The following is a 14736-nucleotide window of genomic DNA, read 5'->3' as shown; positions in this document are numbered from 1 at the left end:
TTATCAACAACAACATCAACTATTACACAAACAGTAACAGAATGGACAACAACAATAGCAATAGCAATAGTGTTATTCATAATTGGATTCGCAATAGCATGGACAATAAAAAGAAGATAAATTGTAATAAAAATATAATCTTTTTTCAATTATTTTTAAGTTTTTGTTAAATTAGTATTGTAAAGAGTTGAAAATGTGTTACATGTTATGTTGTTGCTACTGACTTTTGTAGCAATTGGGTTTAGCTTATTCTCTTTGGAGGAATTTGGCAAAAAATTCTTGGACTTTTCCCTTGGCAATCATTATTGCTAGGATTATTAGTAGTACACCTATTATTATTGAAAAAATGAGTAGTATGACTAGGGGGGAGTTAATTATCTCACCGCCACTTAAAGCTATTGAAAGTACTGCTAGGATTATTACTGAATATCCAAATGCTATTAATGCTTTTATTAATTCTTCCAAAATATCCCCTGCTAAACTTTGTTTAAGGATTATTACATATGGTCTGTTACATATAACTTTTGCTGATCATGTTTTTCTTAAATATGTATCTAGTTTTTTGTTGTTCTCGTTTCTTTCATTTTCGAATCCATATCTGCATTCTATATTCATTTCTTTGCATAGTTTTTGAATTTTTTTGAAGAACTCTTCCCAGTTGTATTCAAGGCTTTCTCTAGCTAGCTGAGCTAATGCTTTGCTTTTCCACATAAACTTTTTAACTCTTAGCTTATCGAAGTAAACAATGCTGTTGGTTTTTCTAGCTATTTTCAGCACTTCAACAATTTCTGCTATATTGTCGTTGTATCCCGGGATTATTGGGCCATAGAATATCCACGTTCTTATTCCTTCTGAGGAAAGTTTTTTCAATGTTTCTATTCTTGCTGTTGGTGGTGTTGAGAAAGGCTCTAGAAACTTCATTGGTGAGCTGTTTCTAGTTGATGTAATTGTTAATCCAACATCTACAAAGTCTCTATAGCTTTTCAAAATATCAATGTCTCTTAATATTAAAGAGCTTTTGGTTTGAATGCTTATTCTAAACCCATTCGAAGCTAGAATCTCTATTGACTTTCTGGAGAGTCTATACAAAGCCTCTACAGGTTGATAACCATCGGTTATTGTTCCAAGCCCAACAACTCCTCTTCTAACCTTTTTAACCTCTCTACTCAAAACATCCAAAAGATTTTTCTTCACACCAACAACATAACCCCAGTTACTCACAATTTCAACATTGCTTGTATACTCCCTAGCATAGCAATACAAACAAGCATGTGCACAGCCTATGTATGGATTTAGAGCATAGTCTAAATCAGGCAAACCAGATTTTGTTAAAGCTGTTTTCACATTCAACTCAACAATTCTGAATCTCATCAAGTTTCACAAAAAACATTACTTGAAAAATATCCGTGGAGAATTTTGAAAAAAGAGAATTTATTTGTGTTTCTATGGCTTTTCCAACAGAGCCTGTATTATTAGTTGGCAAAACTCTGGAAGGTCGTCTGGTACTCTAGCAGTTATGATGTTCCCATCTCTAACAGCTGGTTCATCAACATATGTAGCCCCGGCATTTATCAAATCATCTTTTACAGCTCTATATGCCGTAACCCTCTTACCCTTAACAAGACCAGCAGAGATTAGCACCTGTGGCCCGTGGCATATAGCAGCAACTATTTTTCCTTTTTCATAAACCCTCTTAACAAAGTCTAGAACACTTTCATCTATTCTAAGAGCATCTGGGGAAAACCCACCTGGTATTATCAAAGCATCTATATCATCTGGACTAACCTCAGCCAACTCTTTAACAACATATCTTTCTCCAAGACCAAAAACCTCTAGTGGTATTGGAGTTCCATACCTACCTGTAACAGGTTTGCTTGGATCAGCTGGTCTTGGATGCAAACCCTTTTTAACAGGTATTATTATAACCTCTGCACCCTCTTCACTAAGTCTCACAAATGGATAGAGAAGCTCAATATCCTCAAACTCATTAGCAGCAATAATTGCTACAACCTTGCCCTTTAACCTTGTTCCAGGACCAGTTCTCTTAACAAAGCGCATGGAACCAAAACCTCCTATATGCAGAAAATTCTTAGCAATGTTTTAAACTTTTGTAAAATAACAGATAAACCTTGCATAGATATGGGAACAATGTGTAAGATTAGCTAAACTCTTTTCTGTTTTGGAAATTTCTTCAATTCAATATTTAGAAAAATGAATTTGAAAACTAAGCATATGTTCTAAATTTTGGGATAGAAAGTTTCAAGATTTGAAACATGTTCACCAAATGGTGTAGCCTCCATCAACAACAATATCCGCTCCTGTTACATAGTTAGAGGCTTCTGATGCTAAGAATATTACTGCTCCAACTATGTCTACTGGTTTTGCAAATCTTTTTAGCGGGGTTAGGGATTTCCACACCTCGGCTATTTCTGGCTTCTCCTTCAAGAGATTTTCAACAAGTGGTGTAACTGTGTATCCTGGGCTAACGCTATTGACATAAACATTGTATTGAGCCCACTCAGCAGCTAAGCTCTTAGTTAAGTGTATAACACCCGCTTTAGATGTGTTGTAATGGGATTGCCTTTGAGGAGTATTCACAATGTGGCCAGACATCGATGCTATGTTAATTATTTTTCCATATCTTTGCTTTATCATTTGTTTTCCAACAAGTTGACACATTATGAAAACCCCTGTTAGGTTTATATCTATCATTCTTTTCCAATCCTCTAACCTCATCTCCTCAGCTGGAACCCACTGACCTATTCCATGGCAATTAACCAAAATATCTATTTTTCCAAAGTCGCTAACAATTTTGTTAACAACTTGAGCTGCTTGTTCATAGTTTGTTACATCAACTTGATATACCTCAACTCTTCTATTTGGGAATATCTTCTTCAGAAACTCCTTGACCATGACCAGATTATTCAAATTGATGTCAAGCAAGGCTACATCTGCTCCAAACTCCGCTAATCCATAGGCTATTGCACTACAAATACCGCCACCACCACCAGTCACTACAGCAACTCTATTTTCTAAACTAAACAGCTTTTTGAATGATGTTCCCTCTAACTCCTTGAGCAAAGACTCTAGAGACATAATCTCACCAAGGTTTTAATCACTAGCATTACTCGTATGGAGCTCTTGGATATAGCTGACCATATTTCTTGCCAATCTCATTAGCTACTTTCATCATAGCCACTATCTGATCAGAGCTAATCTCATATGCCAATCTCTGATACTCTGAAGTGGCCTTTACCTTCTCAGCAACCTTGTAAAGATCCTCATCTGTTACATCCCTTAAACCAAGCTCCTCAAAGGTTACAGGCAATCCAATTGAGTGAGCCCACTTAATGAACTCAACTGCATACTCCAAACCACCCTCAGCAAGAATTTCAACAAGTGTTCCAAAAGCAACCATTTCACCGTGATACTGCAGCGGCTTCATTTTCTTTTCTAAAACACTTAGCGAATTGCCTATTGCATGCGCTAACGACGTGCCACCATTCTCAAATGCAAGCCCACTTAGCAACGTATTGGCATAGACTATTTGCTCTAAACTTGGTGTAACAATCTTTAGTTTTGCAGCATGCATTGCAGCTACTCCATGCTTTTGCAGTGTTTCCCACAACAACTTGGCTATGTGAAGTGGTAAATCAAATGGTTTTAGCGGCTCAACCCCCCTCCTATTCTCATAGTCCATAAAAACATAGCCTGGTTTATTAGCCTGAAAAACAGCTCGAGTCTCCCAATAATGAGAAGCTGCATCACCCATTCCACAAGCCAAGAACCTTGCAGGCGCCTTCGCAATAACCTCTGTATCCACAACAACCATATCAGGATTTCTGTGAAAGTTTATAGCCTCCACAAACTCACCTGGATAAGGCTCAGTATATATAACTGAAACAGCTGATGTGGGAGCATCTGTAGAGGCTATTGTAGGAACCATAACAGCTGCAAGCTCATTTGGTATTGCAACAGCTTTTGCAGTATCCATAGTCTTTCCACCACCAACACCAATAACCATATCAACACTATTCTCCAACGCTATTTTAGTAACCCTGTTTATCTCCTCCCAACTACACTCCCTATTAAAAATAACATAAACATACTCAACACCAAACCTCCTAAGACTCTCCTCAACAACACCACCAACAATACGCCTAACATCAGAATCTGAAAGCACCAAAGCCTTTCTACCATATCTTTTAACAAGCTTTCCCAAATAACTTAATACCCCCCTACCCTGAATATAGTTTCCAGGAGCCCTAAACCCACGAATGTAAAACGTAGATGCAATTGTTATTGGATCAAACATATTTGCACCTCCATAATAAGAATAAAATGTATAGTTAAAAACTTTTGTGAATATTTGAAATAAATTAACTAAATGAAATCAAATTCAATGAAATTTATCTAAACTATTCTCTCTCCATCTTTACTAAAAATTCTGATTTTCTCACGAGGTAATGTCATATAAATTCTATCTCCCTCTCTGACATTAAGCGACATATATGTTTTTGCAATAATAGTAACATTTGGAGAAATCTCAATGTGATATAGCATTGCTGTGCCTAATTTCTCTACTACAACAACTTTTCCTTCTACTTCACCATAGTCTCTTGAAACTTTAATATGCTCGGGTCGAATTCCCAGGTCAAATTCCTTGCCAGCTTTTCTCAATGCTTCTACTTCATTAGGCATTAACTTATATCTAAATCCTTTACAGTCCAAGAAATCTTCTTCAAGAACACAACTAATATAGTTCATACCAGGATTTCCAATGAAATAACCAACAAATTTGTTTTTGGGGTATTCATACAATATCGATGTATCATCATATTGAACAATTCTTCCTTCATTCATTACAGCTACTTTTTCAGCAAGTGTTAAGACCTCTGCTTGGTCATGGGAAACATATAGTGTTGTGATCTTTATTTTTTGTACTATTTCTTTTAATTTAGACTTTAGTTCTACTCTTACAAGTGGTTCTAAATTTGTTAAAGGCTCATCTAGCAAGAGAACATTTGCCTCTCTCACTATAGCTCTTGCAACAGCTATTTTTTGTCGCAGTGATGGATCTGCTCCACGAGCATTTGTATTAAGTATTTCTTTTGATATACCAAGTACCTCAATTACCTCTTTCACTCTTCTATCTATTTCCTCTTTTGGATATCTACGTATTTTAAGTGGAAACGCTATATTATCATACACAGTCATGTCATAAGCAACAGGAAACTGAAATACCATAGCTACATTTCTTTTAATTGGATCCCAGTCTGTTACATCATTATTGTCGAAATAAATTCTTCCTTTTGTGGGTTTTAATAAACCAGCAATTATCTTTAATAGTGTTGTTTTGCCGCAACCTGAAGGCCCTAATATACCTATGATTTTGCCATTGGGAAACACTATACTTACATCTCTTAATGCAACTGTCTTTATTTTATCGCCATAAATATGTGTAACATTTTCGACTCTAATCTCAACCATTTATCATCCCTCTATAAACTCTCCTAGTGAGTAAATAAGCTTGCCAGTAGCTTTATCAAAAATCATTACATCTGTTGATCCAAAAGTTAGCAACACTTCAATGGCTGTTTCTATAGGTCTTAACTCAGGTATTAATACTTTAACAATGGCCTTATTGTTAATAGATACATATATTAATGTTTCAGAACCAAGTATTTCACTTGTTACAACAGTACCCTTAAGCCCAATTACATCTTGAGTTATGCCAGAAGAAACATCAAAGTATAGTTTCATCTCCTGAGGTCTTACAGCAACAATAATTTCTTTTTCACCACTTATCTTCTTCACGTTTGCTATTCTCACATTTGAATCAATTGTTGGTAATCTAACATTACATACAGTATCCTTACAAACCATAACTCCTTCAAACATATTTGCTGGTGGATAGAACAAGTACTTTACTACATCAATGGATTTTGGTTTAGAAAGAGCTTCTAGCGGATCTCCAAATTGTATTAGATTGCCAAACAACAACACTGCTAAATAATCTCCTAGTGCAACTGCTTCTACAGGGTCTGGAGTAGAGTACACAACGATTTTATCTTTACTATATCTAAGTATCCTCTTTAGCTCAGCCCTCATTGCTTCTCTAATCTTGTAGTCGAGGTTTGTCAAAGGCTCGTCAAATAAAAGTATTTTAGCATCTTTTACAAGAGCTCTGGCTATCGCCACTCTCTGTCTTTGACCTCCACTAAGTTGAGGTGGATACTTACTTAATATATCATCAATTCTAAGTAGAGACGCTACTTCTTTGACCTTTTTATCAATTTCTGCTGAAGAATACTTCTTTGCTGCTTTAAGTGGAAATGCTATGTTATCGTATACAGTCATGAATGGAAATAATGCATAAGTTTGAAATACAAACGCCACATTTCTTTTGTGAGGAGGTAAATCAGTAATATCCTCGTTGCCGAGAAATATTCTGCCTTGGTCAGGTTTTTCAAACCCAGCCATTATCTTTAACAATGTTGTTTTACCTGATCCAGCAGGCCCAAATACTGTTATAATATTTCCTGGGGTGAACTCTAAACTTATATTGTTAATTGCTGTTACTGAGCCATATTTCTTAACCAAGTTCTGAACTCTGAGACTTTCCATGTTTTCACCCTAGGCCATACCCATTGTCAATCCTGTTACCAAGTATCTTCTTGTCACAAGCGCTATTATTATTCCTGGCAATGCCGAAATCACACCCAAAGCTGCCATTTGAGACCAATAAACTCCTGCAACAGTTACCATGCCCTGCAATCCTGTTGGAATTGTTCTCGCCTCAGTACTTGTTAAGAATGATGCAAATAGATACTCGTTGAAGGCAAAGAGAAATGTTAGTATATAGGCAATTACTATAACACCTCTTATTATTGGTGTATGAATCTTGAAAAGTATAGATAGAGGGCCATACCCTTCTAGTGACGCAACATAGTCTAAATCCCTCGGTATATTCTCTTCTGCTGATAACAGAAGCCATATCGCTATCGGAATATTGAAAACCAAATAAACTATTATTAGTGCTATGAGCTGATCTTTCATACCCAATGTTACACAAAACATGTAATAGTATGCCACTGCAAATACTGCTGGTGGTGCCATACGCATTGATACAAATGAGAAGAACAACGTGTCTTTGCCTTTGAATTGAAATCTTGAAATGACAAATGCAGCTAATAGTGATGATAATGTTGCAAGTGCTGCATTAGTGGATGCAACTATCAATGAGTTAATCAAATATTTTAAACCAAAGAACTTATAGAACGCATCAAGATAGTATTGCAGCGATGGATTAGGTGGGTACCAGTAAGGTGGATTAGCATATATCTCTATATAGCTTTTCAAAGAGGTTGTAATTAGCCAGTAAAGTGGAAATATGTATGCAAATGCTATGAGCACTATTACAATTATATATATTAGTGTTTGCCTCTTCATATAGACACCTAACTATCTCTTTATTATTTTAGTAACTACATTGCTTACAATAATAACTATTAACAGTATTATTAGCGATAATGCTGCAGCTTCTGACAAATTCCATGATATTAATCCTAGTCTATACAAAAATATGCTAACATATTGTGTAGCTGTACCAGGCCCTCCCTGTGTTAACATCCACACCTGGTCAAAAACCTTGAACGAGTCCATGAACCTCAAGATAATGGCAAATACTAGATTAGATCTTATCATTCTCATATACAAATGTGTTAATCTTCTAAAGAAGCCAGCTCCATCAATCATAAAAGATTCCACATATTCCGTGGGTATTGCAAGTAATCCTCCAAGCACAATAAATGCTACTAGCGGTGTCCACTGCCATATATCCATAACTATAGTTAGTGCATAAGCCTGATCGCCATGAATAGCATAGTTTATATTTAAACCAGTTGTTGTACGTAGCCAGTATGTAAAAGCACCAAAATCTGGATGAAAAAGAAATCTCCATATCAGACCCACTGTAATTGGTGGTATCCCCAATGGTATAACAAGAATTGGTGTTAAGGTTCTTCTAACAGAAATGCTTTCATACATTAAAGCACCTATTACCAATCCTAACAACACTTCTACAGCAACTGATACAACAGTATATATTAGTGTTATTCTAAGAGAATACATGGCCATGGGATCTGTGAGTATCTTAACATAGTTCTCTGCACCAACAAAATGCAAATGTGTTTCGCCAGGACGCCACATATTAATTAGAGATAACCATATTGTAAATCCAAGTGGTATAAGAGCTAAAATAACATATACCATTAAACATGGTAATAACATCAATATTATTAGGCTTCTAGTTTTAGAGTTCATAACCATGAACCTTTTCTGACTTTACTAAGCAATTTATTTAATTATACAAAATATTTGGCTTCAGATTAAAAATTTTCATGAATATTATTAGCATTAAAATTATCTGTACCTAACTTAAAAATGTTAAACATATATAACATTTACTATTATCATGGTTATATAAACTCACTTTTGCATTATTTAGAAAATTTAAAAATATTTTGAATTTTTAGCTAGATGTGCAACCTAATATAAAGCTTACGAGTATGGTGGTAATATTCCATATACGTCGCGCCACTTTGCCAATACTGATAATACGATTTGTGCAGCTTTGTCTAATGCTTCATCAGGAGACATCTCTCCTGTAACGGCTTTGTGTAGAGTTGTGAATAGCTCAGTTGTGGTTGCAATATCATATGTTGGTGTTGGTGGAGCACCTCTAAAGACATTTTCTCTAATAGCTTTCATCATCAACGCCCAATATCCATAACCATATTTCTCATCAAGCTTTGGCCCTAGTTCTTGTATCACAGACCATCTAACTATAGTAGTTGTGACACCCTCAGCCATTTTCCTAACACTATCCTTGCTGGTAACCCACTGTATAAATAGCCATGCTGCAATCTTTCTCTCTCGTGGTATATACGGGTTAATACCCATTCCACCCCCATCAAAGTATCCTATATAACCACCTTTATAACATGCTGGATCAATTGGTGGATAAGCAACACCATACTTGCCTATCATGGCTGGATTCTGTTTAAATATTGTTCCAAAGAATTCTGCATACATTAGTCCTTGTACTGCACCACCTCTTGTAAATGTTGCTCCCACTTCATCCCAAGTATATGATGTTACACCTGGTGGGGCATATTTAAGGAGTTCAATGTAGAGTCTAAATGCCTTTTTACCACAAGTATTATTAAAGTATACATGACTTAGATCATTTGAAATACCCCAATAATGAACTCCAAATGTGGGCCAAATACTTTCAACCATTTCGAACCATAGACATGGGTGAGAAGCTGCTTGTGCAACCCATCCATATACTCCAGGTTCCTTTGTTCCTGCACCAAAGAATTCTGCAACATTCTTTACAAAGTCCCAGGTTAGAACTTCTGGAAGCTTTATCCCATATTTCTCAAAGAGGTCTTTTCTATAGACATATATTTTTAGGAATGCTTCAAAAGGAATTGCCAGAAGCTTGCCTCTAAAGTAATATTGGTTCAATGTATATAGGTCAGCAGGGTCGTATCCTGGCCATGTCAATTCCTTGTCAGAAAGATATGGCATCAAGTCCTCTAACCATCCTAATACTCCAAACTGTCCAACAATATCTTGCTCGATATAGAACACATCATAGTCTGTTGTCTTAGCTTGTAGTGTTGCTACTGTTTTTCTATACATTTCATCCCATGATACAGTCTCTACTATAGCATTTATTCCTGACACCTTTGAGAATTCTGGTGCTAATACATCTCGTATGAATAGGCTTGTAGGTGTGCTTTCAGTAACCATTTTTATCGTTATACCCTTAAGGTTATATTTAGCTACTATGTTCTTTACCCATTCCTCAAGCGATGGGTATGTAGGAGCGGCAGCAAGTGTACCTGTTACAGTAACAGTTGTGGGCACAGTTGTTGTAACAGTTGCTCCAGCACCTGGCCCAACTGTTACTGTTTTCACTTCTGTTCTTACTTGAGCTTGTGTAACTGTTAATACGCTTACTGAGGGTACTGTTATTGGTACTGTAACTGTGGGCACTGTTCTAGGTAATGTAGATATCAAGGCTATTGATATAATGGATAATATAATTAACACGACCAACAATATAGTAGTTGTTAAAGCTCCAACAGGTTTACTCAAAATTTCACCCGACTAACCAAAAATAACATGATTAAGATTTAAAAATTTATCGTTTTAATAAGTTTTTAACTGTTTACAATTAGAAAATCAATTAACTGGTGTTGTTTTATGAAGGCTCTTGTTATTCGAAAACCTTTTGATGGTGGTATAGAGGTTGTTGAGGATCCAAAGCCTGGTGTTGGTGATGTTGTTGTTGGTGTTAGGGCTTGTGGTGTTTGTGGAACTGATTTGCATATTTTTAGAGGTGAGGAGCCGAGGGTGAAATACCCTGTTGTACCTGGTCATGAGATTTCTGGTATTGTTGTGGATGTTGGTGATGGTGTTAGTGGATTGTCTGTTGGTGATTTTGTTGCTGTTGATCCTAATATTGCTTGTGGAAAGTGTTATTACTGTAGAATTGGGGCTAGGCATTTTTGTGAGAACTGGGAGGGTGTTGGTGTTACAAGACCTGGTGGATTTGCTGAAAAAGTTGTTGTTCCAGCTGCACAAGTCTATAGGGTTTCTAGCAACATACCTTTTGAGCGTGCTGCTTTGGTTGAGCCCTTGTCATGTATTCTCCACGGGTTAGATGTTATAAAGCCTTTTAGGGAGTCTGGAAAGATAGCTATTTTTGGTGCTGGCCCAATAGGATTAATGTTCCTAGCTCTGTTGAGAAGAATCACATCAGCAGATATAGCTGTTTTCGAGATTCAGTCTCAGCGTATTAAAAAAGCTTTTGAGCTTAAAGCTGATGCTGTTGAAGATCCAACGAAAATAGATTTACACAAATTCGCCATGGAGTTCACAAGTGGAAGAGGATTCAACATAGTTATAGATGCTACAGGTAGTATAAATGCTATTTCGAGAATATTCAAACTCGATATTGTTGCACCACAAGCAAAAATACTCATATTCGGAGTGGCACCACCAGGTAAAAAAGTTGAGCTAGAGCCATACCTTCTATACAGAAAGGAGGTGACAATAGCAGGTGCAATTGTAAACCCATACACAACACAAAGAGCAGTTGAGCTAATAGCTAAGATGCCAGAGCTAGACACAATAATCGATAGAATAGACCTGGAAGAAGCACTAAACATACTCAAAGGCACAAGCAGAAAAAGCTACATAAAACCAGTGGTTGTATTCTAGCAACAGCAAAACATATGAAATTTTTGTTAAAAACAAAACATTTTTGCATCTTGGCAAAATTCCCTATTTATTTAAAGACAAAAACTTAAAATATTCCTCACCCAATTTTCTTGAAGGAGATGCATATGAATGTAACAAGAATTAGGATATGCACAGAGGAAACTGGGTGTGTAGAGGCTGAGCTATTCGATGCTCACAGCCCAAACACCTACAAAGAAATAGTTGATGCTCTTCCAATAGAGTCTACAGCTTATAGATGGGGAGACGAAGTGTATTTCTCAACACCTATAACAGCACCCGAGGAAAATGCTAGGGAAGTTGTTGACAAGGGAACAATTGCCTATTGGCCACCTGGAAACGCTCTATGCATTTTCTGGGGGCCAACACCAGCAAGCAGATCAAGAAATGAGATAAGACCTGCAAGCCCAGTGAACATTGTTGGTAAAGTGTTGGGAGATCCAACAATATTCTCAAGGGTTAGAAGCGGTAGCAGAATAAAAGTTGAGAAAGTTGAGTAACCATTGAATGTCAATTCTATTACATTTTAGTGTTGTAAAAAGAATATTTTAAGCAGAATTGATTTTTATAAACAAAATTTTTATATACAAATGCCATGTATAGAATTTTGGGGCTGTGAGTATGTCTTATGAGAAGGAGAGAGCTGAGGCTTTGCTGAGAAGAGCTGAGGAACTGGTTGAAGAGAGTAGAAAAACTGATTACAGAATGAACATTGTTATTCCATTTATACCAACAATTTTCATTGTGATTGGCGCAATAATATTATTTATAGGATTATTTACTTTATTTATTGAGTTTCAAGCAGGTATTTCAATGCTTGGCACAGGTTTTGCAATAATCATTATTGGCTTTATTATAAATCTTTATGTGATCTATAAATGGGTTGAGAGAAGAAATGAGCATTTTAGAAGAACATTATCACTCTTTGAAACGATTGCAGAACTTGCCGAAGTGCTAAAGTTTAGAAGGTCATATGCAATTAAATCTAGACTTAATGAGTTTAGAGAAGTCAATTCAAGAATGAGAAGTGCCTTAGCTAATGCAATTCTAACTATAGTGCCATTCTATGTATATTATGTTTATCACTTTCTAAACAAGGACTTTGTATCACATTCGGAAAAGGAGAAGCTTTTGCTAATTGAAATTTTTGATGAGCTTAGAGAGAGATTGCCGGGGTTCACAAGAAGAGTAGAGGAGTTTGCCACTGTTCCAGATAGAAGCACGTTTCTATACATCATTCTAACGATAGTTACCGGATTTTTCATCTTGTATTGGGTTTATACATTGACAAAGGATCCTAATAAGCATTTTGAAAGTCATGGGATAATTGAACGAGAGTTAATAGCAGCATTTAGAGAGATTTTAACTAAGCTATGATGCTTCAAACATTTTTGCAAGATAAATTTAAAATTTTTCTATATATTATTTTACTTAAGCAAATTTTGATGGTGTTTAACTGATGAGAAGAAAAGATTTAATTGTTTTGATAGCTGTTGGCGTGGTTGTCTCCATTGTTTTTGGATTTGCTTTACTTGGATATATTCAAAATCTTGTAAGGCTAGGTATTGGCTCGGTTGCTTTGATAGAGCTTAGCGGAATTATTAGCTATAGTGGTTCCTCTTTCAACATATTCTCTCCTGGCTCTATAACACCATCTGATGTCAAGTATTATGTTGACAAAGCCTTGTCTGATCCATCAATAAAAGCTGTTGTAATATCCATTAACAGTGTAGGTGGTTCTGCAGCTGCTTCTGAAGAGATATATCAGATTCTAAGTAAGTTGGCTGAGAATAAAGTTGTTGTTGTTTATTCTCCAGAGATTTTGGTTAGTGGAGGTTACTATATAGCGTTACCAGCAAAGAAAATAGTTGTTTCTCCACATGCTATTGTGGGTTCTGTTGGAGCTGTTACAATGATTGTTAATGTTAATGAGCTTCTAAATAAACTTGGTGTTAACATAACTATTGTTAAGTCTGGTGAGTTCAAGGATATTCTATCCCCATATAGATCACCAACTCAAAAAGAACTTAGCATTATTCAGGAGATTGTGAATAAAACTGCTCAAATATTTGTTGAGCGTGTTAAGAAGCATAGGGTGATAATGGATGAGGATGTTTTTAAAGCAAAGATATATTTTGGTGAGGAGGCTGTGAGAGTTGGTCTAGCTGATGATGTTGGCACACTGGATAAGGCAATTGAAATTGCGAAAGAGCTTGCTGGTCTACCCCAGTATGCACCGCTTATAAAAATTGAGAAGCCGAAGGGATTATTGCAGCAACTTCTTGGTTTAGATCTTAAAATTGGGAAAATAGAGATAAGCTTTGGTGGTGTATGCTCAGTGGTGAATGATCTTTCAGAATTTGTTGGCAAGCCACTATATCTATGGATTCCAGGTTTAGAGTAAATAGGCTATAACAGTTTTTAATAATGCAAACCTGTTTTCTGTTGTGGTGCACATTATGTCGAAGGAAATTGTTTTTACTGAGAAGGCCCCCAAGCCGATAGGGCCGTATTCACAAGCTGTTAAGGTTGGTCAATGGCTTTTTGTCTCTGGTCAAATAGCCTTAGATCCTGCTACAGGTGATTTGATTGTGGGTGGTATAGAGGAGCAAACAACTAGGGTTTTTGAGAATATTAAGGCTATTCTCGAAGCCGCTGGGTATACACTAGATGACATTGTTAAAGTCACTGTTTACTTAACTGATTTAAGTGATTTCCCCAAGTTCAACGAGGTTTACAGTAGATACTTCAAATCAAATCCACCAGCTAGAACAACTGTTCAAGTTTCTGCATTGCCAAGAGGTGCAAAAATAGAGGTGGATGTCATAGCATATAAACAGGGTTAGAATAGTAATTAAAAAATTTAAGCAGATCTTCTAGTTGATTCAATGATTAGCAGTCCTATAACCATAATAAACACTCCCACAACTATTTCAAACAGCAACAATGTTTCTCTCCCTCCACGCCACCAGTAGTAAAATAGCCACTCAGTTAATGATGGTAGTGCAGCTGATGATGCAACATATGCTATTATTAGAAAACCTATTACTACTAGTGCTACACCAATTAGCATGGGAATTGATTTTGAAAAATCAGAAATGGTTATTTGCATTGCTGCACCTGGTTCACACTCCCCTTTCTCACTTCTTTTTGGAATAATGAGACACGCAATTATGTAAGCAAGTATAAGGATGGGTGCAAGCACTGCTAAAAATATGAAGATTATTCTAACAATGTTTGAATCTATGTTGAAGTATTCTCCAAGCCCTCCACAAACTCCGCAAATCATCTTATCTCTTTCTGATCTGCAAAACCTTTTAACTGTGCTCACAAACTACCCCATACCAACTCTTTTTATCCATATTAGTTAAACATAAACGAATATAAAAACATTTCTGTTAACTTGAAAAAGAATTTAGC

The 14736-nt window shown here is 36.3% G+C and carries 16 protein-coding genes; 5 read left to right on the top strand and 11 right to left on the bottom strand.

Features of this window, described 5'->3' with window-relative positions; translation table 11 throughout:
- Nucleotides 1–246 precede the first annotated feature (246 nt).
- From QPL79_RS09205 to QPL79_RS09160, 10 genes are all read right to left on the bottom strand, one after another.
- The gene (locus QPL79_RS09205) at nucleotides 247–465 is read right to left on the bottom strand and encodes a hypothetical protein (protein WP_285274527.1); all 219 of its coding nucleotides are present in this window, start codon (nucleotides 463–465) and stop codon (nucleotides 247–249) included.
- 66 nt (nucleotides 466–531) lie between these two features.
- A complete protein-coding gene (locus QPL79_RS09200) occupies nucleotides 532–1371 on the bottom strand; it encodes an SPL family radical SAM protein (protein WP_285274526.1) in 840 nt (279 codons plus the stop codon).
- A gap of 72 nt (nucleotides 1372–1443) precedes the next feature.
- The gene (locus tag QPL79_RS09195) at nucleotides 1444–2058 is read right to left on the bottom strand and encodes a type 1 glutamine amidotransferase domain-containing protein (protein WP_285274525.1); all 615 of its coding nucleotides are present in this window, start codon (nucleotides 2056–2058) and stop codon (nucleotides 1444–1446) included.
- A gap of 219 nt (nucleotides 2059–2277) precedes the next feature.
- Nucleotides 2278–3096, bottom strand: a complete 819-nt coding sequence (locus QPL79_RS09190; protein WP_285274524.1) for an SDR family oxidoreductase — start codon at nucleotides 3094–3096, stop codon at nucleotides 2278–2280.
- 28 nt (nucleotides 3097–3124) lie between these two features.
- Entirely contained in the window at nucleotides 3125–4315 is a 1191-nt protein-coding gene (locus QPL79_RS09185) for a glycerol dehydrogenase (RefSeq protein WP_285274523.1), read from the bottom strand.
- Nucleotides 4316–4413: 98 nt separating this feature from the next.
- Nucleotides 4414–5490: an ABC transporter ATP-binding protein gene (locus tag QPL79_RS09180; protein ID WP_285274522.1), complete on the bottom strand. Its 1077-nt coding sequence runs from the start codon at nucleotides 5488–5490 to the stop codon at nucleotides 4414–4416.
- Between the two features lie 3 nt (nucleotides 5491–5493).
- A complete protein-coding gene (locus QPL79_RS09175) occupies nucleotides 5494–6627 on the bottom strand; it encodes an ABC transporter ATP-binding protein (RefSeq protein ID WP_285274521.1) in 1134 nt (377 codons plus the stop codon).
- A gap of 9 nt (nucleotides 6628–6636) precedes the next feature.
- Nucleotides 6637–7452: a carbohydrate ABC transporter permease gene (locus tag QPL79_RS09170; protein WP_285274520.1), complete on the bottom strand. Its 816-nt coding sequence runs from the start codon at nucleotides 7450–7452 to the stop codon at nucleotides 6637–6639.
- Nucleotides 7453–7464: 12 nt separating this feature from the next.
- A complete protein-coding gene (locus tag QPL79_RS09165) occupies nucleotides 7465–8325 on the bottom strand; it encodes a carbohydrate ABC transporter permease (protein WP_285274519.1) in 861 nt (286 codons plus the stop codon).
- Nucleotides 8326–8562: 237 nt separating this feature from the next.
- A complete protein-coding gene (locus QPL79_RS09160) occupies nucleotides 8563–10170 on the bottom strand; it encodes an extracellular solute-binding protein (protein ID WP_285274518.1) in 1608 nt (535 codons plus the stop codon).
- A gap of 108 nt (nucleotides 10171–10278) precedes the next feature.
- On the opposite strand from QPL79_RS09160, the gene QPL79_RS09155 reads away from it, so the two are divergent.
- The 5 genes from QPL79_RS09155 to QPL79_RS09135 all read left to right on the top strand — a co-directional run bounded on the left by QPL79_RS09155 (nucleotide 10279) and on the right by QPL79_RS09135 (nucleotide 14162).
- The gene (locus tag QPL79_RS09155) at nucleotides 10279–11298 is read left to right on the top strand and encodes an alcohol dehydrogenase catalytic domain-containing protein (protein WP_285274517.1); all 1020 of its coding nucleotides are present in this window, start codon (nucleotides 10279–10281) and stop codon (nucleotides 11296–11298) included.
- Nucleotides 11299–11423: 125 nt separating this feature from the next.
- Complete coding sequence (locus QPL79_RS09150; protein ID WP_285274516.1) at nucleotides 11424–11816, top strand: cyclophilin-like fold protein; 393 nt, start codon at nucleotides 11424–11426, stop codon at nucleotides 11814–11816.
- A 121-nt stretch (nucleotides 11817–11937) separates the two neighbouring features.
- Complete coding sequence (locus tag QPL79_RS09145; protein ID WP_285274515.1) at nucleotides 11938–12693, top strand: hypothetical protein; 756 nt, start codon at nucleotides 11938–11940, stop codon at nucleotides 12691–12693.
- 82 nt (nucleotides 12694–12775) lie between these two features.
- On the top strand, nucleotides 12776–13720 hold the full coding sequence (sppA, locus tag QPL79_RS09140) for a signal peptide peptidase SppA (RefSeq protein WP_285274514.1): 945 nt from the start codon (nucleotides 12776–12778) through the stop codon (nucleotides 13718–13720).
- Nucleotides 13721–13775: 55 nt separating this feature from the next.
- Nucleotides 13776–14162 (top strand): RidA family protein, encoded by a 387-nt coding sequence (locus QPL79_RS09135; protein ID WP_285274513.1) that lies wholly within the window; start codon nucleotides 13776–13778, stop codon nucleotides 14160–14162.
- Between the two features lie 17 nt (nucleotides 14163–14179).
- Here the strand turns inward: QPL79_RS09135 and QPL79_RS09130 are convergent, their stop codons facing one another.
- Nucleotides 14180–14647, bottom strand: a complete 468-nt coding sequence (locus QPL79_RS09130; RefSeq protein WP_285274512.1) for a PspC domain-containing protein — start codon at nucleotides 14645–14647, stop codon at nucleotides 14180–14182.
- Nucleotides 14648–14736 lie beyond the last annotated feature (89 nt).

The organism is Ignisphaera cupida (assembly GCF_030186535.1).
Classification (GTDB): Archaea; Thermoproteota; Thermoprotei_A; order Sulfolobales; family Ignisphaeraceae; genus Ignisphaera; species Ignisphaera cupida.
This window is presented reverse-complemented; position numbering and strand designations above follow the sequence as displayed.